Origin of the sequence: Nostoc sp. DedQUE02 (assembly GCF_034531035.1) — a bacterium.
GTDB lineage: Bacteria > Cyanobacteriota > Cyanobacteriia > Cyanobacteriales > Nostocaceae > Nostoc.
Genome location: NZ_JAVRBY020000025.1, coordinates 1 through 18867, shown reverse-complemented (window position 1 = coordinate 18867; position 18867 = coordinate 1). Strand labels below are relative to the sequence as shown.

The following is an 18867-nucleotide window of genomic DNA, read 5'->3' as shown; positions in this document are numbered from 1 at the left end:
TTGGAGAACCCGTCTGGCGCGTGGTTTGCCCTTATGGGTGCAGTGAATCTAAAATCCAAAATTGATTGGTCATCTTGATTGCAAAAATAACATAATACAAGGAGCTTTTAAGTGGCAGAGGTATATAAAGCAGAACGTACCATTTCTGCTGTATTCAAAGAACAGAAGCAAATTGATGATGTGATTCGACGTTTATTAGATCGGGGTGTGCCTAGAGATCATATTTCGGTCATGGGCAGAAACTTCCAGTCAGAAACGAGAATCGCTGGCTTTATTAGTAAAAAAGATGTGATTCTGGGAGGTTTGAGAACAGGAGCAGTTTTTGGTTCCTTGTTTGGTTCCTTTCTCAGCTTACTTACGGGTGTAGGGGTATTGTTTATTCCCTTTGTCGGCTCAATTGTAGCAGCAGGGCCTATTGGTGCATTATTGTTGGGGGCTGCTAGTGGAGCGATCGCAGGTAGTGCAGGTGCCGGTCTAGTATCAGTTCTAACCACTTTGGGGATGCCAGAAGATAAAGCGGCTATCTACCAAACCCGCTTACAAGCTGGTGAATTTTTCGTGATGGCAGAAGTTCCGAGCGATCGCACTGGCGAATTTCAATTGCTGCTCGAAAGTGCTGGTGGCGAAGAAATTCACACAATTGAAAAAACTCTGGCTCGTTCTTGTTCTGGACAGTGCAACAGTCCAGCAGACTTGTCTCCTGAAGTTCGCGCTCATCTTTCTGATGAAGCTCAGAGTACATTCATTGAACGCTATAATACTGTACTCAATGAAAAGAGTGATGAGTCTGCGGCTGAACAAGCTGCTTGGGAAACTATTCACCAGCAATATGATGAAGATGAAAATGGTGTCTGGTCTAAAACCAAGGTCAAAGCTTAAACTACTGTGTGAGACTCTATATTAGGGATTCATCACAAATAAATTATTCAATCTTGTGGGGTGGGCCGAAAAGCCTGCCTTTGGCTGTAGGTAGGTGTTTCGTCCACTCGACGACAAGTAAATGTATTGGCAATTATCTGGTATGATTTATTAATGTTTGTACATATTTATACGTATTAAGGTGAGCGATCGCACTTAGCTAAAAATTGCCTAGCTTCCAAATTACTTTGCATAACTTCCGATACATTACCGCAAATGCGCTGATACTTTAATTTTTCCTCTTCATAAATTCCGCAAAAACACCGTTACGCTATTTCTACTTGTGATCAAAACTTAGAGCATCCAGTTTATTAGGGCGTGTTTATGACCAACCCTGTAAAGACGGTTATCCAAGTCAATCTGAAGATGGCTCTAGAAGTAGCTCAAGAATTGGAGCAAGCTCCATACACTCAACTCAGTACTTATTGTTTGGAGATTTTACGGGAAATAGGATGTCCTGGTACTGAACTCCCAGTTAACTTACAAACTCGCGATCAGCAACTAAACTTTATTACAGGCTTTGCATCTTATGCTTTCGGGGAGGTACAAAGTGTATAAAGCATTAATTAATGATATATTTTCTGATTCAGAAGGGGCAGAAGAAACTACTTTTCCTGCCACAAATGAAGATTTGTTAATCTTAACAGAAAAATTTTTAGGGTTTGAAATTCCCTCAAAGGTTTTCTTACAAGCTATAGCTATTGCTGATTATGATGGTGCAGCAGCTTTTCGTTACGTTGATAATTATTTGACGACTCGCAAGAATAAGAATAAGCGTAAGCATAAGAAATTACTTGTGTTAGGTTCTTCGACTAGATTTGACAATAATTGATGTGCTGATTCACAAGCTAACTAAAAACCAATACAATCTAGATAAGATAATTTGCACAGCCGATGTAGAGACGTTGCATTGCAACGTCTCTACACATATTTGTCTTACTTAGAATTAGTGGTGGGATCTTTGTTAGAGCAAGCATTTTGAATGTGTATACTAATTACGAATTAGTATTACTCTTTCCAAGACAAACTTGTTCATAGCTTTTACCAGCGATATCCCAAGTGAATTGTGTTTCTACTAGTTGTCTGCCGTTGTGAGACAATTCCGAACGCAGATGTGGATGATCGAATAGTTGACTAATAGCAGTGACGTACTCTGTCGGTTTATTCGCTCGTAATGCTCGTAATGGATGACTAGCAGCATCTACAGATAATCCTTCTAAGCCGCGATCGCTCGCTACTACAGGTATACCAGCTGCCATTGCTTCTAAAGTTTTATTTTTAATCCCAAACCCAGTCCGCATCGGTACAACGCAGATGGTGGCTTGATGTAAATATTCTGCCATCGAAGGTACACGCCCCAGCACATTAACTCCTGGTTTTTTATCAAGTGCTAAAACTTCTGCCACTGGGTGAGAACCGACAATATCAAAAGTTGTATCGGGATAGAATTTTTGGATTTCTGGCAAAACTTCATTGCTGAAAAAACAGACAGCATCAATATTTGCTAAATTATCCATTGCACCAATAAAAATTAGGCGATGTCCTCCTGGATCGGTGGTTCGATTAGGGAAAGAAACTAAATCTACACCATTGGGAATAACTGTAATTTCACTATTGGGGTTAAATTCTTGTAGTTGAATTTTATCTTCTTCTGTTGTCGCCACAATTGCCGAAAATTTAGCGCAGTAGTTTTGCTCATAACGCCGCAACAGTGGCAGATTAATTTTGTCTCTAAGGGAATTTTCGGAAATGCCTGTTGCTAGTTGGTTCCGACAGGTAGCATAAACAGAACTATGAACATTAACTATGGTTTTTAACTGTTTCTGAAAATGTGGCTGCACATAAATTTCATTGACACTATGTTCGCAGGTAATTACATCACATTTTCCCGCTTCCACCCAGTTATCAACCCATGTTTGCATCTCAAGTGAGTAGCGGTTAAGTACACTTGGCGGCGTTCCCTGCTGCAAAAATCTCCCAAATCGCTGTATTTTCTGCAATATTCCGGTGGTTCGAGAATCTGGCGGACGTTCAAAAATAGCGAGATGATCGACACAATCGCGTAATCCTGCTACTTCTGCGTCTGTAACATCACCCTCGCGTTGAGTCGCGAGGGTGACAGTATGACGTTGACTCAAGTACTTGAGTAAATTAAATGTCCTAACTTGGGTTCCTCCGCGCGTTGGTGGATAGGGAAAGGTGGAAGATAGGATTAAAATGTTCATATAAGCGATGAATCAAATGTGATATATACACCATGACCTGAGTAAAGGCTCTATGTCATCATTTGATATTGAATAGACCTCACGCGATGTGCAACTTAATTTTTGACCTCTCTCCAAAAAGGAGAGAGGCTTTGAATCTTACTCCCCAACGCTAACAGGGAAGGGGCTGGGGGTTAGGTCTTTTTTTATCTGAAAATCGCTATATGCAAGAGGTCTATTGCATCCAACCGATAATTCATTACAGATTACAGCATAATCAAACCCAATCTGACACCCACAGCAACAGCCTCAGTACGGCTGGAGACACTGAGCTTTTGAAAAATAGATGAGAGATGAAATTTGACGGTATGCTCAGAAATATGTAAACGTTTTGCGATCGCTTTATTCCCCAACCCTGAGCCAAGCATTCCTAAAACTTCTATCTCCCGTGGTGTCAAGGTTTGTACAGGATTTGTGACAATTTTTTCGCGGATAGACAGTAATTCTACAGCATTCGGGTGCAGCACTAGCAAACCAAAAGCGATCGCTTCCACAGCCGCGACAATTTCTGACTCTGTACTAGTACTGGGCAATATCCCCCGGATACCAGAACGTAACGCCGTCTCTAAGTCGATGCTGTCGAGTTCTTCAACAATGACGATCATTCCTAATGGGTATTGCTGTTCTTGGATAACCAGCAATTTTTCCCACACCGCTTGTTGAAAATTACCGCTCAAATCTACCAGCACCACATCTGGTTGTAATTGCCCAACTTCACTCGCCAATACATCCAAATCGGATGCACTCCCCACAACCGTTAACCGAGGATTGGTAGTTACCACAGTTGATAACCCTGCCCGCACCACAGGGGAAGTAGCAACTACCATCACTCGGATCATGTCGCCTCCACAGCAGTTTTACCAGACTGCACGTCAACATAAATCACGAATTGCTGCCTACCGCGTAGGAGTTGTAGCGGCACAGAACCTTTAGTTTCATGGAGATATTTAGTTAAATCATTCATGCTAGTGAATAATCGCCCTGAAACTCCAATTAAAACATCGCCGATTTGCACACCAGCAGTTTCCGCCGCACTGCCAGGTAAAATTGACAGCACCAACAAACCCAAGCTACGCCTACCTAAAAGGACAGGTTGCAGTGTAACTCCCAGTTGCGGACGATTATTTCCCTGTAAAAAACGCTCAACGGTGTTGCTGGGAACTGCCACAGCCAAACCATTAACAATCATCGTATTAATTCCCACGACTCGGCCTTGACAATCGGCAAGTGGCCCTCCAGAATTACCAGGATATAGCTGCAAATCAGCCATCACAGCCCGTGGATTATTTGCATGGATAATTCCAGTTGTCACAGCACCACTGTCAGCAAAGGGATTACCCACCGCTAAAACTAATTCACCCACTCGTAGCGCCTCAGAATTACCAATGGTTGCAGCAGTTAAATCAGTGGCGACAATTTTCAAGGCTGCTAAATCCTGCTGTGGATCGAATTGTGTACGCACCGCATCAAATACTCTTCCGTCTGCCAATTCTACAGTTGCGCGGTTGCTGGTTGCGACATGGGCATTAGTAATAATTAGTCCGTCAGGCTGCCAAATGACACCAGAACCGACTCCTAGAGAGCCGCTTTTCACTTTGACAGTGCGTAGGCGTAGTTTAGCAGCTACCTCTGTCAATTCAGCAGCGACATTAATTAATGTTGTGTTTGCCATGTTATACAGTTTTTCCCCATGTCAAAGTAGAATCTAGTGATGTCTTTTGTCATTTGTCCTTTGTCTTTTGTCATTTGTCCTTAGAAACACAAATGACTAATGACTAATGACGATTCGAGCAAAAAGGTGCAACGTTCGAGTAAAAAGGTGCAACTTCCGAGTTCAGAAGCTCAACGTTCGAGTAAAAAGGTGCAACTTCCGAGTTCAGAGGCTCAACGTTCGAGTAAAAAGGTGCAACTTCCGAGTTCAGAGGCTCAACGTTCGAGTTCTAAATTACGAATTACAAAGGTCGTTCGCCAAGTGCGATCGCTAACTCAATTAACACTCCACCCCGGACAACTTGCACGTTGACAGTTTTACCAATGCGATCGCTACTATTGAGTAGCGCCAGTACATCACCTGTATCGCCCACAGTTACGCCATCAAACCTAACCAAAACATCACCAAGCAGTATACCTGCATTGTCAGCAGGCCCCGCAGCCTCAACGTTGACAACAATTACCCCAGTTGCCGAACTTAAATTGAGAGCAGTTTTCAGATTTTTTGGTAAACGTACAGGTTGCATTCCCACACCCAAGTAGCCCTTAGAAATGCGTCCTTTTGCTACTAATTGGTCAACCACGCGATCGACTGTAGCAGTGGGAATAGTCAAAGCAGTACCACGCCGCCCCGATGTATTCATGCCTACCACAAAACCAGCCGCATCTACAAGCGGCCCACCCGCAAACCCAGAGTAAAGGGTGATGTCTGGGCGGATGAATTGGTCGATATTCCCACCATTCATACTCCGCCAAGCACCGCTAACCACACTCACCGCACCCATAGCCGCTCTTAAATCACCTTCGCTACCTCTTGCTAGTCCTAGTACCAGATGACCAACTTTGAGCGTTTTGGCATCGCCAACTTTTGCCACAGGTATTTCTACATTTTCTAGTTTAAAAACAGCAATATCGGTGCTAGAGTCATGACCGACGAGTGTTACTGGTGCAGTACTACCATTTGATAAGGTAATGGTGATATCGTCATAGCGCTGGAGAGACTCATCAGAGGTAACAATGATGCCATTACGCCAGTGAATGCCGCTTGGAGAAACACGAGTACCCGCATTAACTGCAACTACAGCACTCCCAGCTTGTTCTACGGTGTCAGCTAAACTGTTGGACAAAGCCAGTAATGAAGACATAAGATTTTTCTGCCAACTTTCTTAGATGTTCATATCGTCCCGTTTTATCAACCCAGATGACATCAGAAAAATGGGGAGAATTCATCCTAGAAAAATAGCTAGGTTTGTATAGCAATCCTGAATCATTGGTGAGGAACTAGATCCCCGACTTTTTAAAAAAGTCGGGGATCTACTCAAATAGATTGCTCAATACCAGTATTTTTTTAATCTTCTGCTTCGTTGCCATCCCGCCTTGAAATAAATTCCGAGGCTAATAGATAAAATCCTCTCAAGAGGACTAAATACAAGATTTGAAGCTATGCACTTGGCCATCCTTGGTGAAAGATAAAATCTCAGTCCACTTGAGTGGACTTAAGCTATTAAACTAAAACTTAAGTTATAGGCGAGATATTGGTCAGCACGATAATTTTGACTGTTACAAATATGGAGTAGTAATGAAATGACAGATCAGCAAATGCACACCGAATCAAGAGAAGTCAACCTGCTGACTCCATCTAGAAACTTACCTCTCTATGGCAAGAGAATTTTAGTAACAGCACCGAGAAATTATGCTTATAGGTTATCTGAACAAATCATCAAAAAAGGTGGTTTACCTGTTTTCATGCCTACAATCGAAACTTGCTATTTATCAAACTACACTAAGTTAGATATTGCTCTAAACCATATAGATGAATTTGATTGGATTGTCTTCACAAGTAGAAATGGCATTATGGCATTTTTTCACCGGATGAATGATTTAAATATTCCTGTATCTATGGTAAAAAAATGCCAATTATGTGCTTTAGGAAAAGATGCAGAAAGCTTATTGTCTTTTTCTGGCAAAGTCGATTTAATTCCCACAGACTCCAGCCCAGGCGGAATTGTGGCGGAACTGGCGAAACTGCCGCAGATTAACGAGAAAAAAGTGCTGCTCCCTGCCCCAGAAGTTATTGGTTTGCCTGAGCCTGATGTCGTACCCAATTTGATTACAGATTTGCAACAATTGGGTATAGAAGTAACTCGCGTACCTGCATATATCACACAGGGTTTAGATAAAACTATCTACGGTATGGAATTAAACCTGATACGTCAAGGAATTATTGATGTAATTGCCTTTAGTAGCACGGCGGAAGTAGAAAGTTTTTTGACAATGGTCAACTCACAAAGCGATTATGAGGGCTGTATAATTGCGTGTTTCGGCCCTTATACAACTGTTAATGCCCAAAAGTTGGGTATGAATGTCGCTATTGTGGCTAGAAATTATAGTTCATTTGAGGGATTTGCTGAAGCGATCGCCACATTTTTCCTTGTGTGATTTTTCTGTCGAGTTCCTGGTATATGTAAACTAGCCCCAGTAAGCGTTTGAGAATTTAGAACAGTCAAATATAATCAACTCTAGACTAGCAGCACATAAACTCGTAGTATCGAATATGGAGTTTATTGGAACTAGGGATTGTTACATGGCAACTTATAAAGTCACATTAAAGACCCCAGAAGGCGACAAAACAATTGATGTTGATGAGGATACATACATTTTAGATGCTGCTGTCGATGACGAAGGCATAGACATACCCTACTCCTGTAGGGCTGGTTCTTGCTCTAGCTGCACCGGCAAGTTGATTTCAGGTACAATTAACCAAGACGATCAAAACTTCTTAGATGACGACCAAGTTGACGCAGGATTTGTTCTCACCTGCGTTGCATATCCTACTTCTGACTGTACAATCTTAACTCATCAAGAAGATGAGCTTTAGAGATCGCTAACGAGGAACATGATCTGGACTTGCCTTCTTCCTGTAACACTGGTTCTTGCTCGGTAACAGGCAATAGGGAAGAAGGAACAAAGCTGTACTGAGTTTTGTTCAAAAAGAAAACAGCAGTCTTAATATATGCGCCGTGTGCAACTTTTACTCAAACCTAACCCCCTAGCCTCCTTTCATCTGAGGTAAAGGGAAAATTTTATTCCTCTCGCCTTTAAGGCGAGAAGAATAGAAGTAAAGTCAGAATATTAAGTTGCACATCGCGTTAGGGACTTCCAGCGACAAAACATCCCATCTCCGAGTAGCACAGACGTGCGCCTCAACAAATATACAAATAATTTGGGATAATTTATTTTTTGGAAGTCCCTTATATTATTTGACAATGAAAGCAGTTATTGCTGGAGCTTTGAAAGGAATTATTAGCTTCAGTTGACACCAAGGGTAATAAAGTTGCTAGCGTTCAAAGTTGATGCCGTAATTCCAGTTAACAGAGCAAGACTTTCGTTATTGGCAGTAACCTTAATTAAGGTATCACTACCGCTTTGAGTCAAAGACAAACCGGAGTAGAGCAAACCAGCTGATAAGCCAATCAAATCTTCACCAGTCTTGAAATCTTTAATAGTATCTCTACCTTCACCTTTGGCAAGCACAAAGATATCATTACCTGCACCACCTGTGAGATTATCGGCACCTAAACCGCCATAAATCTGATCGTTTCCTAGTCCGCCAACAATTACGTCATTACTAGCAAAGCCAAAAATCAAATCATCTGAGCTAGTTCCCTGCAAATTATCAACTTTGGCTGAACCTGTGATAATGCTATTGACTTGGTTGCCATTTTTAATATTGATGACATCAATATCGGCAATATTGGCGGGATTGAAATTGTTATATTTGGCATCACTACTAACTACTGTGCCAGTAATAATTTTATAAGCAATGTTGTCATCTGCAATACCATCATTAACACCTGTAACTGTGATTAGTTGGGGTGTATTCCAGTTAGCTGCGGTAAATGTAACGCTAGAAACTGGGATAGTGCCTTCGTTGACATTGGAACTACTCAAATTTAAGGTGACATTAGCGGTAGGTTGGCTAGTGAGTTGGATACCGAAGCTCGCAGTACCACCAGCCTCTGTAGTTATTATTCCAGTTGCAGGAGAGATAGTGAAACCAACTGTATCGTTATCCGTAATTGTACCAATAGCTTGGTTATCACCAATGCTGGCATTGGTGGGGTTGGTAAGATTGACAAAAAAACGCTCGCTTGATTCAGCAACGAAATCGTTGAGAATCGGTACAGTGATTGTTTGAGTGGTAACTCCAGGGTTGAATGTCAGGCTGCCTGTAACTGCGGTGTAATCAACCCCAGCGATCGCAGTATCATTACTAGTGTTGTAAGCAACTGTGATTATTTCACTACTGGCATTGGAGAGTTGGACGGTAAAAGCAATATTGCCAGCGCTTTCGTTGCCACTTTTATCTACGATAGAGATAGCGGGAATGTTGTCATCATCAACTATGGTAATTGTACCAGGAGCGATCGCAGCTATTTGGTTGGGGTAATTCAGGTTAAGATTAATGGTTTCGTCAGTTTCAGTCACCTTCTCACCCAGAACATTGAGTGAAATGGTCTTTGTCGTTTCCCCAACGGCGAATTTTAAAGTTCCAGATAAAGTACCTGTTACAGTTCCAATTTTAATGTTATTGTAGTCGCTGCCAGAAGTTGCCGTGCCATCCAAGACATAATTTACGGTAGTGGCAATGGCAGTATTACCACTGCGAGTTACGGTGAAACTGACAATTTTGCTACTACTATTACCTTCAATCACAGTTGGGGTAGCAGTCGAAATGGCGTAATTGAGATTAGCAGCAGGAGCAAAGTTAGTATCTCCAATGTGATTCAATGGTTGCTCGGCAAAGTTTCCAGGTGATGTGTTAGCAACAGTGTTAGTAACAGTACCTAATGCAAAATTTGGGGCTGTGCCAGTGGTGATTGCACTTGCTACCCAATCTAAGGCTGTTGAACCAGTAGTATTACCTGAACGACCCACATATCCAGCGATAAACGAGGTGTCAACAACTGTGGCATTAGCTGGAACTGAACCGCCATTAGAACCTTTTCTAAATACAATCGAGCTATATGCTCTGTCCGTAGTAGATGTGCCATCTAAAACGGAAACTGAATCTAATACAGTCCAATTTGAGTAAACAGTACCATCAACAATACCATCGTCATTTGAGTCAATATCATTGCTAAGTGTGGGTGCAGTAGTAGCTTGAATGAGCAAAAAGCTAACAGAGCCATTTTCTATGTCAGTTGCGCCCATTTGACCAGTGTGACCGATTGAACTTGAGGCTCCGCTTCCCCATCCGGCTCCAGTTCCAGCATTAGTTACTATTTTTGCATTGGGGTTGACTACATTAACATAAGGATTGCTTTTTTGTAACAGAACCAGCAACCCATTACTTCCAAACTGTTTACCAGACAAATCAAAAATATCTTGAACATTGCCAGGATTGGAGGAGCCAGTATCACCCTCAATCCCAACTAGATAAGTCCCAGGTGCTAGGGTTGCACCAGGAGTACCACGCAGTTCGATGTATTCTCTAGGGCCATCTGTACTTGGGGGATCAAAGAAAATTTCGTTGATGAGTATCGGCTGAGGGGGAACGGGATCATAAGATTCAGCGCGATTATTAAGTAGCACCGAAACGTTTCTAGATTCACTGTTTGCCACCGCCAAGTCCGATTTACCGTCTTTGTCGAAGTCGCCTACGGTGACAGCATAGGGTGTTGTGCCTACGTCAAAGTTCGTGGCATTTCCAAAGCTGCCAGTGCCATCTCCTAGCAGGACTGAAACCGTGTTGGAATCTGCGTTTGCAACTGCTAAATCAGATTTGCCATCACCGTTGAAATCAATCACTGTGACAGATACGGGATTTAAGCCGACATTAAAGTTGGTGGCAGGTTTAAAAGTGCCATAACTATCACCATTGCCCAGCAGCACCGAGACATTGTTAGAGTCCGAATTTGCCACCGCCAAGTCAGATTTACCGTCTTTATTGAAGTCGCCGATGACAACAGAATGAGGATTTGTGCCTACATTAAATTGAGTGGCTGAGTTAAAAGTGCCATCACCATTTCCTAATAGGATTGAGACGTTGTTGAAGTAAGAACTCGTCACCGCTAGGTCAGATTTTCCATCCCCGTTGAAGTCGCCCACGATGACGGAAGTAGGACGGCTTGGAACTTTAAAGTTTTTGGCAGTTGCAAAGCCGCCAATCCCATCTCCCAACAGGACTGAAATATTTTGTGAGGCATTGTTTGCTGTTACTATGTCAGCTTTTCCATCCTTGTTAAAGTCACCGACTGCGACGGATATGGGAGATGATCCTGATGGCAAAGTAAAATTGCTCGCGGGCCCAAAGCTACCAGTAGCTTTGTCATCTCCGAATAGCACCGAAATGTTACTGGAAGAATTGTTTGCCGTTACCAAATCCAGTTTTCCGTCTTTGTTAAAGTCGGCTACAGCGACAGAATAAGGATTTAACCCGTTGAACCCGACCACACTAAAGCTGCTGGCAGGGTTAAAAGTGCCATCACCTTTTCCCAAGAGTACCGAAACGCTTTGTGAAGACTTGTTTGCGGTTATCAAATCCAATTTACCGTCTTTATTAAAGTCGCCTGTAACGATGGAATAGGGTCTTAATCCTACAAGAGGTGCGATCGCAATCGTAGCAGTCTCTGTAGCAGTACTGTATGCTGTTGTGCCCCCACCAACACCTGGATTTACACCAGTAGTGCCACTAGCGTTGCCATCTGAAGCATCCCAAGCACGGAAGGTGATTTCAGCCGTACCGTTGTAGCCAGCGTTGGGGATAAAACGGACTTTTTCTGTATCTCTGAGCAATGTAGCAGAAGTGGTGGACACAGCGAAATTAATCCAGTTGTTACCGCCATTTGTGGAGTATTGCCAAATGCCGTGGGTGTTATCTACACCAATGACAGCAATTCCTTCCACTGCACCTGTGTCTGCATCAAGAATGGGGTCGCCACCTGCACCTGTGGTAAGGATGGCAGAAACAAGAGTACCGAGGTTATCAGTGTCGGTCACATCTTGGGTAATAGTGACCAGTGTGGGATTACCCTTGTTGTCCAGTGTTGGCGCTGTATTGGTTGGCATTTACAATTCCTTTGCACAATTAGTTTAGGTTTGAGAAGTTTTGTTTTCTCGCAGTTGACCCTAATTATTGTTAATAAATAAAATTTGGCAACTTTTAACTGTTGACTCGAATCTAAGACTTTGGAAACACTTAAATCGGAAGCGAATACTTGATATACGCTTCCGTGTCTAAATTTAATTGGTATTAAAACCTCTTTTTGTTGAGGTAAAACAGAAAAATTTAATATCAAACTTAGTACAAAATTATGCCATTGCCATACAATTTGCTATCGTATTATTACGGGAATAACTAAGATATGCTAAAAATTTAGATTTAGAGACCATTTATAAAGTAAATATTTAAACAATAAGACGGCGCAGCATGATAATAGTCCTAACAATCACCAGCTAATAACTGGTATTGGAAAGAGTGACGACAAAGTTGGCATTAGTTATCATGCCTATGTTTCCTTCAGTGACACAGATATTTGAAATAATGATGAAAAGGTTTGTAAAGTGGTGTGTTGAATTTCCTTATTGGTGGAATATTCGCCAAAGCAGAAAGTCTGTTGTGTTTGTCGTTATGCTTGCCTTGAGCGTGGTAGCTACGATGATGTTGTCGTTCCCCTTGAACGCTCAAATTAATCTGCCATCAAGGCCAAAATCAGAGTTAAGGGGGGTGTGGTTAACAAATATTGATAGTGATGTTTTATTTGAGCGCGATCGCCTCAAAGGATCTTTGCAACGCCTTGATGAACTCAATTTTAACACTATATATCCGGCGGTTTGGAATTGGGGATATACATTGTATCCTAGCAAAGTTGCATTAAAAGTTATCGGGCGATCGCTCGATCCCACTCCCGGACTCAAAGGGCGAGATATCCTCAAAGAAATTGTTGATGTGGGACATCAAAAAGGGTTAACAGTAATTCCCTGGTTTGAATTTGGCTTTATGGCACCAGCAGATTCTCTATTAGCTAAAAATCGTCCCCAATGGCTCACCAGTCGCAGTGATGGAACTCGGATTGTCAAAGAAGGCATACATAATCGCGTTTGGTTAAATCCCTTTCGCCCAGAAGTACAACAGTTTATCCAAGATTTAATCGTTGAAATTGTTAGAAACTACAATATTGATGGTATTCAATTTGATGACCATTTTGGCTTACCATCAGAATTAGGATACGATGCCTATACAGTGGCACTTTACAAAAAAGAACACGGTGGTAAAGCTCCCTCGAAAAACCCTCAAGATCCAGAATGGGTGAGTTGGAGAGCTAATAAAATCACTGAGTTTATGAAGCGGGTATTTACAGCCATCAAAGCTACTAAAAAAAATTGCCTGGTTTCCGTTGCTCCTAATCCTCAACGTTTTTCCTACGACTTCTTTTTAGCAGACTGGCAGAAGTGGGAACGGATGGGAATTGTTGAAGACTTAGTTTTGCAGATATATCGTGATGACTTGAATGTTTTTATCAGCGAATTAGAATATCCAGAAGTGAAAGCAGCCAAGAGTCATATTCCCGTGAGTGTGGGCATTTTAGCTGGGTTGAAAAACCGATCTGTGCCAATGCAGCAAATTCAGACACAAGTGCAAAAAGTACGCGATCGCAATTTTGCCGGAGTCTCTTTCTTTTTCTATGAAACCCTCTGGAACATGAGCAAAGAAAAGCCTCAAGAGCGTCAAACTGCCTTCCAGAAAATTTTCCCCACACCAACGCCTTACCCGAATTTGTTAGCAGGCTGGAAACCATAAAAAAGGATGAAGGATGAAAGTTAATACTTTATCCTTCACACTTCTACTCGTCAGTTAGACTGCTCCGGTTTTGCGCTCAATCCTCGTTACAAAACTGAATTACGAATTACGAATTACAAACTTGTACTGAGCGACTTGCCTTGACTTGTGCCGAGCGTATCGCTAAAGCGAAAGCTCCGCTAACGCGTAGCGTCTCGTAGAGAAGTCGAGGTAGCAAAGTCGAAAGGAGCCGAAGTATTACGAATTTCTGGTAAGTTGAGCGCATACCCGAATTGCGGATATTGTTTGTTTGGGTGTAGGCTCCATAAACATTATCCTATTCCCAAACGCCCAGCCAAGCCAGGAGTTAGGGGTAGAAGCGTGGTAATCATCAAGAATAGAGCCAAAAGCCCCAAAGCGGCTCTAGCATCATCAGGTTCAGTGAGTTCATTCAAGCTGGGGCGTTCTTGATCCCGTTGCAAGAAGAAAATCACGATCGCCCAGTACATAGCAAGAGTATTACCGAGAGACACTAGCGCTAGTAAAATTAAAGTTGCGATCGTTGCTCGTCCTGCGGTTTTGCGTCCATAAATCGCCTGCACAATCCGCCCACCATCTAGTTGTCCTGCCGGCATTAAGTTCAAAGCGGTAATTACTAACCCCAGCCAACCAATCACCACTAGAGGATGAACACTTACCAGGGGTGACTGCAACGCCGAACCAAGGACAACTCGCGCCAAACTTCCCACCAAAATCGACCCTTGGAAAAACTGATTTGGCAATTGAAACAAACTACCTGGGTGGGAAAGCAACAATCCTGTCAACAGCATTAACAAAGAGACAATACCACCTGCGGCTGGCCCTGCTAAGGCAATATCAAATAATACCTTGCGGCTGGGCAATAGAGACTCAAAGCGGGTAATTGCACCAAATGAACCAATTTGCACTGCGGGGAGAAAAAAGGGCCAGCTAAGGCGGATTTGGTGACGTTTAGCAAGTAACCAATGACCAATTTCGTGAGCTACTAAAATCGCAAATATCCCAGCGCCTATGGGCAAAGCTTCTTGAAACCGCCCTGGATTGCCAAAGAAATCAAAATTCAGCAATAAACCCGCAGCTTCTAGATTTGTGGCGATGGTTGCTATCAACAGAACACCTGCAAAGGCTTTTTGCGATAACAACATCGGCCGGGGATCGTTGCGGCTCGGTAGGACAATCACCACAGGTCTACCGTCTGTATTTTCCACTAAAAACAGACGATATTTATCGCCAAGGCGTTGTTGTAAACTTGCAGTTAGACGGTTATGAGTTTCTTCTGGTTCTCCCCGTAAATTACCTTTGAAAATGGCTCCATCTTGGTAGGCGATCGTTTCTGTAGCAAAAAACGTATCAATACCAAAAATACCTTTAACTGCATTCAAGTCTTCTTCTGGTATCGGTGGGATCTCCGGTTTCAGTTCTGCTGCTGTTGGTTTTGGGGAATTTGCTTCAAGTGAGGAAGCCGCAGCGAGTCTTTCTGTAGCACGTTGCTTGAAAATGGCATCTTGCCCAGCTGCGCGTAACTGTCTGCCCAAGTAGACGTACAATCCGGCGGAAGTTACCACTAAGAACAATATACCCGCTATATTGATGTAAATCCCTGCGGCAAACAATCCAAAAAACAGCAGCCAGGGAGTCATCAACACCACCGACTGTAACCAGGCTAAGATTCCCAGTTTACCAAAAGGTCTGGCGCGATAAAAGCCCCAGCCCAAAATGCCTAAAGCTACCACTAGGATTGCCGCCAGGATAGAAGTTTCTGATAAAGTAAACATCTCCAAACCTTTGCTATTGAGACTAAGCCAGAACAAGTCCGGTATTGCAGATACACTTATTAATGTATAACGCCACCTGTAATCTGCCCAAATTATCCCGCTTTGCGTGGGCGTAGCCAAACCCAGGCGAGGGGTAAAAAGTTCGTAGTCAGGACTTTAGTCTTAGATTTTTAAGCACGCTTTGTGCTTGAATATTTGAGGACAGCAACTTGGTGCTAAGAAGCTTCAAAAATCTCAGGTTAACAAACCCCTGGCTAACGAAAGTTTGAGCCAGGGGTAGTTGATACTTAGATACTCAAGATATCTATAATTACGTAGCTACCAACTCAGAATCGATTTCCGACGGCGCACTATCTTGGACTAGCGATCGCGTTTCGCCATTACGCTGGAGGATACCGCCAACCATTGCCAACAAGGCATTCACCTTGCGAGTTCGCCACATATCTACGAGGTTTTGCACTTCAGTTGCAGACATCCGGCGCATCATTGCTTCGTAGAGATAAGCAGCATGTCCAGTTTCATCTTGAGCAATACTTAGCATTCCTAACTTCAAGTTACGAGCGGTTGACTCGTTGTCAGGTAATACTTTCGCCATTCGTGCAAAGTCTTTGCTAGCATCTAACTCCAGAATATATGTGCTAGCCATAAACATATCCCAGTCAATTACAGCTGGTTTTAGCTGTTCTTGGGTGTAGCCTTCATAGAATGCTGCGAAAAAGGGACTACGCTGTTGTGATTTTTTTGTAGATGTAGTTTGGGGTTGACGCTTGAAATCTATAACTTGTTTATTCAGCTGTTGTAAGGCGTGGGCAAAAATTTGACCATGCCTAGTTTCATCTGATGCATGTTTTGCTAGTTTTTCGGCTAGCCATGTATCGCCTTCGGCAGCTGCGCGATCGCTAAGTGCGGATAAAAATGGTACAGAGCCAGATTCGGCCAACTGAAACCCCGCAAGGATGTTGGGACGGGTTTTAGAGTCGCGAATTTGAGCAGCAGAGTAATAGGCAAAAACACTTGAACCAGCTAGATGCAGAAGGTTAGTCAAGAAGTTCATCAGAAATTCCCGCAGACAATTGGAAGGTTATAATTCTTATACTAATTCGCATTTTTTATTCTGTTGCCGCCAGAAGTTTTTATCATTTTGAATTTTAAATTTTGAATTGCCTGTGGCAGTATGTTAACAGTTAACAAATATATCTTTGCATTTTGTTAGTATCATCCCAAAGAGATAATTTGGTAACTTTGGATGGAGAAATTAAATAAGCCAGTGCGATTTTTGCTTTGTGCAACTATTATCATGTTGGGTTTGATGGGCTGCGATGTCGTGCGACAAGCCGCTTCGCGTCTACGCTTTATCGGTACTTCTGGAGAACCAGTTGAGCGAGTCAGTGATGGCGATACTCTAGTAGTGAAAGATACCAATGGAAAAAATATTACCGTGCGCTTTGCTTGTGTAGATGCGCCAGAAATAGCTCATACTAACAAAGAAAAGCAGAGTAAACGCATTAGTGATCGCAATCAATTTACTTGGGGTGTGAAAGCCCAAGAACGGGTGGAACAACTGGTGCAACAAGGAGGCGATCGCGTAACTTTGAATATTACGGATAGCGATCGCTATGGACGTAAAATTGCCGAAGTCCGTTTAAAAAATGGTACTTTTGTACAACAGGTATTGTTGCAAGAAGGTTTAGCAAAAGTGTATCGCCCTTATTTAAACAAGTGTCCTAGTAAAGATTTAGTTCAACAAGCCGAAGCTAAGGCTAAAGAGCAACGGCTCGGCGTTTGGAGCGATACTAAATTTATAAATCCTTGGGAATATCGCAGTTTATATAAAAAGTAAAACTTGAAAACTTGTCCTTGCATATAGGAATCCGGTTTGATTACTGAAATTACTTGGCTTAGTAGGCAATAGGCACTCTTACAATAGGCAAGAGGATTTCAGAAGATTAAGGTGTACCGAATTTTTTTCACGCAATCAAATATGAATCCTATATTTGCAATATGATTTAGCAACTTCCAAAATTTTCCCCCTGCCTCCCCTGCCTTCTCTACTCCTCTCCCCAAGTTTGCAGTTGCAAATAAACTAGTACCAGCGTCACTGCTAATAATACAGTCGCTCCTGCTGCTGCATAACCAAAATCAAATTGAGCAAAAGCCTCTTGGTAAATGTAATAAACCAGCAAATTAGTCGAATTTAGTGGCCCACCGTCAGTCATTATAAAAACTTGCTCAAAACTCCGCAATGTAAAAATCGCGGTAGTGATGATTGCAAATATTACAGTTGGGCGCAATCCGGGCAAAGTAATATACCAAAATTGTTGCCAAGCATTTGCTCCATCCAAATCTGCTGCTTCATAACGACTAGGAGGAATTGCTTGCAACCCTGCTAAAAAAACTACCATATTGAAACCAAGTTGTTTCCAAATGCTCATTAAAATAATTACTGGCATTGCCCAAAATGTGTCTCCTAGCCAAGGTATATTGGGAATGCCAAAAAAATCTAAAAGTCCGTTAACTGGGCCTGATGTTTGAAATAGCCAGCGAAATCCCAAACCGGCTGCCACAAGTGAGATAATTGAAGGCAGAAAATAGGCACTCCGCAGCATGCCCCGCAAGGGAATGGAACGGTTTAATAACACTGCCAATCCCAAGGAGATCACTAAACTGGGAATGATGGTGGCAACAGTAAAATAGAAGGTGTTACCCAAAACTTGCCAAAAATCGGGGTTGAGTAGCAAGCGCGTATAGTTTTTTAAGCCTATCCAATAAATACCTTTTAATGTGAAACTACCGGCAGTGAAACTGAGGTAAAACAAATAGGCGATCGGCCAAATGATAAAAACGCCCAACAAAATTAGTGCTGGTGTGAGAAAAATCCAGGCAGCTACTGTATCGTTATCCAACCAAGACTTACTATATATTTTTGGCATCTATAATTTTTCCTCTTAGCTGTTATGACCCTCCGCCCTGATTCTACCCTTAGCTTGGTTTTTCCCAACATTAGCGATGTACGCCAACAAGTCGCCTTGGAAATTATGGCTTGTGGGAATGACAGCAATTTTGATGCAATACTGCGTAGGTTTTGCCTAAAAAATAAAAATGTGTCGTACCTCTGTACTTGATCGCGGTGCGACAAAGTTTGAAGTACCTCAAAACGACTTTGGAGTACCTCAAAACGACTTTGGAGTACCTCAAAACGACTTTGGAGTACCTCAAAACGACTTTGAAGTACCTCAAAACGACTTTGGAGTACCTCAAAACGACTTTGAAGTACCTCAAAACGACTTTGAAGTACCTTAAAACGACTTTGAAGTACCTCAAAACGACTTTGAAGTACCTCAAAACGACTTTGAAGTACCTCAAAACGACTTTGAAGTAC

Annotated in this window: 17 protein-coding genes; 9 read left to right on the top strand and 8 right to left on the bottom strand. The window is 42.4% G+C overall.

From position 1 onward, the window contains the following. The first annotated feature begins 111 nt into the window (after positions 1-111). From RMX98_RS19295 to RMX98_RS19285, 3 genes are all read left to right on the top strand, one after another. The gene (locus RMX98_RS19295) at positions 112-879 is read left to right on the top strand and encodes a ChaB family protein (RefSeq protein WP_322675983.1); all 768 of its coding nucleotides are present in this window, start codon (positions 112-114) and stop codon (positions 877-879) included. A gap of 363 nt (positions 880-1242) precedes the next feature. Further along, on the top strand, positions 1243-1476 hold the full coding sequence (locus RMX98_RS19290) for a hypothetical protein (protein ID WP_322675984.1): 234 nt from the start codon (positions 1243-1245) through the stop codon (positions 1474-1476). Beyond that, positions 1469-1750, top strand: coding sequence for a hypothetical protein (locus RMX98_RS19285; protein WP_322675985.1), 282 nt, complete (start codon positions 1469-1471; stop codon positions 1748-1750). The genes RMX98_RS19290 and RMX98_RS19285 overlap by 8 nt, the downstream gene beginning before the upstream one ends. A gap of 163 nt (positions 1751-1913) precedes the next feature. Here the strand turns inward: RMX98_RS19285 and RMX98_RS19280 are convergent, their stop codons facing one another. From RMX98_RS19280 to RMX98_RS19270, 3 genes are all read right to left on the bottom strand, one after another. Further along, the gene (locus RMX98_RS19280; protein ID WP_322675986.1) at positions 1914-3143 is read right to left on the bottom strand and encodes a glycosyltransferase family 4 protein; all 1230 of its coding nucleotides are present in this window, start codon (positions 3141-3143) and stop codon (positions 1914-1916) included. Between the two features lie 245 nt (positions 3144-3388). Continuing rightward, positions 3389-4021 (bottom strand): response regulator transcription factor, encoded by a 633-nt coding sequence (locus tag RMX98_RS19275; protein WP_322675987.1) that lies wholly within the window; start codon positions 4019-4021, stop codon positions 3389-3391. Beyond that, entirely contained in the window at positions 4018-4854 is an 837-nt protein-coding gene (locus RMX98_RS19270; RefSeq protein WP_322675988.1) for a S1C family serine protease, read from the bottom strand. Before RMX98_RS19270 ends, RMX98_RS19275 begins: the two co-directional genes overlap by 4 nt. Before the next feature lie 99 nt (positions 4855-4953). On the opposite strand from RMX98_RS19270, the gene RMX98_RS19265 reads away from it, so the two are divergent. Beyond that, on the top strand, positions 4954-5205 hold the full coding sequence (locus RMX98_RS19265; RefSeq protein WP_409880839.1) for a hypothetical protein: 252 nt from the start codon (positions 4954-4956) through the stop codon (positions 5203-5205). Here RMX98_RS19265 and RMX98_RS19260 read toward each other — a convergent pair. Next, positions 5135-6037, bottom strand: a complete 903-nt coding sequence (locus tag RMX98_RS19260; RefSeq protein WP_322675990.1) for a S1C family serine protease — start codon at positions 6035-6037, stop codon at positions 5135-5137. The two genes, RMX98_RS19265 and RMX98_RS19260, sit on opposite strands and share 71 nt — an antisense overlap. A gap of 439 nt (positions 6038-6476) precedes the next feature. On the opposite strand from RMX98_RS19260, the gene RMX98_RS19255 reads away from it, so the two are divergent. Together RMX98_RS19255 and RMX98_RS19250 are read left to right on the top strand one after the other, a co-directional pair. Continuing rightward, positions 6477-7331, top strand: coding sequence for a uroporphyrinogen-III synthase (locus RMX98_RS19255; protein WP_322675991.1), 855 nt, complete (start codon positions 6477-6479; stop codon positions 7329-7331). Positions 7332-7476: 145 nt separating this feature from the next. Then, positions 7477-7770 (top strand): 2Fe-2S iron-sulfur cluster-binding protein, encoded by a 294-nt coding sequence (locus RMX98_RS19250; RefSeq protein WP_322675992.1) that lies wholly within the window; start codon positions 7477-7479, stop codon positions 7768-7770. Between the two features lie 431 nt (positions 7771-8201). Here the strand turns inward: RMX98_RS19250 and RMX98_RS19245 are convergent, their stop codons facing one another. Beyond that, complete coding sequence (locus RMX98_RS19245; RefSeq protein ID WP_322675993.1) at positions 8202-11963, bottom strand: beta strand repeat-containing protein; 3762 nt, start codon at positions 11961-11963, stop codon at positions 8202-8204. Positions 11964-12441: 478 nt separating this feature from the next. Between RMX98_RS19245 and RMX98_RS19240 the strand changes: the two genes are divergently transcribed. Beyond that, positions 12442-13695 carry a glycoside hydrolase family 10 protein gene (locus tag RMX98_RS19240; RefSeq protein WP_322676001.1) on the top strand — a complete coding sequence of 418 codons (1254 nt, stop codon included), beginning with the start codon at positions 12442-12444 and terminating at the stop codon, positions 13693-13695. A gap of 311 nt (positions 13696-14006) precedes the next feature. On the opposite strand, the gene RMX98_RS19235 is transcribed toward RMX98_RS19240, so the two are convergent. Next, positions 14007-15488 (bottom strand): site-2 protease family protein, encoded by a 1482-nt coding sequence (locus RMX98_RS19235; RefSeq protein ID WP_322675994.1) that lies wholly within the window; start codon positions 15486-15488, stop codon positions 14007-14009. 310 nt (positions 15489-15798) lie between these two features. Beyond that, positions 15799-16542 carry a ferritin-like domain-containing protein gene (locus tag RMX98_RS19230; protein ID WP_322675995.1) on the bottom strand — a complete coding sequence of 248 codons (744 nt, stop codon included), beginning with the start codon at positions 16540-16542 and terminating at the stop codon, positions 15799-15801. Between the two features lie 192 nt (positions 16543-16734). Between RMX98_RS19230 and RMX98_RS19225 the strand changes: the two genes are divergently transcribed. Beyond that, positions 16735-17328 carry a thermonuclease family protein gene (locus RMX98_RS19225; protein ID WP_322675996.1) on the top strand — a complete coding sequence of 198 codons (594 nt, stop codon included), beginning with the start codon at positions 16735-16737 and terminating at the stop codon, positions 17326-17328. Positions 17329-17536: 208 nt separating this feature from the next. Here the strand turns inward: RMX98_RS19225 and RMX98_RS19220 are convergent, their stop codons facing one another. Further along, positions 17537-18418, bottom strand: a complete 882-nt coding sequence (locus RMX98_RS19220; RefSeq protein ID WP_322675997.1) for a sugar ABC transporter permease — start codon at positions 18416-18418, stop codon at positions 17537-17539. A gap of 169 nt (positions 18419-18587) precedes the next feature. Here RMX98_RS19220 and RMX98_RS19215 point away from each other — a divergent pair, with 169 nt between their 5' ends. Beyond that, the gene (locus RMX98_RS19215; protein ID WP_409881619.1) at positions 18588-18788 is read left to right on the top strand and encodes a hypothetical protein; all 201 of its coding nucleotides are present in this window, start codon (positions 18588-18590) and stop codon (positions 18786-18788) included. Positions 18789-18867 lie beyond the last annotated feature (79 nt).

Bases quoted from the DNA above. Each gene is read 5' to 3' on its own strand.
- RMX98_RS19245 (WP_322675993.1), bottom strand. From the start codon at position 11,963: ATGCCAACCAATACAGCGCCAACACTGGACAACAAGGGTAATCCCACA.
- RMX98_RS19270 (WP_322675988.1), bottom strand. From the start codon at position 4,854: ATGGCAAACACAACATTAATTAATGTCGCTGCTGAATTGACAGAGGTA.
- RMX98_RS19260 (WP_322675990.1), bottom strand. From the start codon at position 6,037: ATGTCTTCATTACTGGCTTTGTCCAACAGTTTAGCTGACACCGTAGAA.
- RMX98_RS19255 (WP_322675991.1), top strand. From the start codon at position 6,477: ATGACAGATCAGCAAATGCACACCGAATCAAGAGAAGTCAACCTGCTG.
- RMX98_RS19265 (WP_409880839.1), top strand. From the start codon at position 4,954: ATGACTAATGACGATTCGAGCAAAAAGGTGCAACGTTCGAGTAAAAAG.
- RMX98_RS19230 (WP_322675995.1), bottom strand. From the start codon at position 16,542: ATGAACTTCTTGACTAACCTTCTGCATCTAGCTGGTTCAAGTGTTTTT.
- RMX98_RS19240 (WP_322676001.1), top strand. From the start codon at position 12,442: ATGAAAAGGTTTGTAAAGTGGTGTGTTGAATTTCCTTATTGGTGGAAT.
- RMX98_RS19250 (WP_322675992.1), top strand. From the start codon at position 7,477: ATGGCAACTTATAAAGTCACATTAAAGACCCCAGAAGGCGACAAAACA.
- RMX98_RS19280 (WP_322675986.1), bottom strand. From the start codon at position 3,143: ATGAACATTTTAATCCTATCTTCCACCTTTCCCTATCCACCAACGCGC.
- RMX98_RS19275 (WP_322675987.1), bottom strand. From the start codon at position 4,021: ATGATCCGAGTGATGGTAGTTGCTACTTCCCCTGTGGTGCGGGCAGGG.
- RMX98_RS19215 (WP_409881619.1), top strand. From the start codon at position 18,588: ATGTGTCGTACCTCTGTACTTGATCGCGGTGCGACAAAGTTTGAAGTA.
- RMX98_RS19220 (WP_322675997.1), bottom strand. From the start codon at position 18,418: ATGCCAAAAATATATAGTAAGTCTTGGTTGGATAACGATACAGTAGCT.
- RMX98_RS19225 (WP_322675996.1), top strand. From the start codon at position 16,735: ATGGAGAAATTAAATAAGCCAGTGCGATTTTTGCTTTGTGCAACTATT.
- RMX98_RS19235 (WP_322675994.1), bottom strand. From the start codon at position 15,488: ATGTTTACTTTATCAGAAACTTCTATCCTGGCGGCAATCCTAGTGGTA.
- RMX98_RS19290 (WP_322675984.1), top strand. From the start codon at position 1,243: ATGACCAACCCTGTAAAGACGGTTATCCAAGTCAATCTGAAGATGGCT.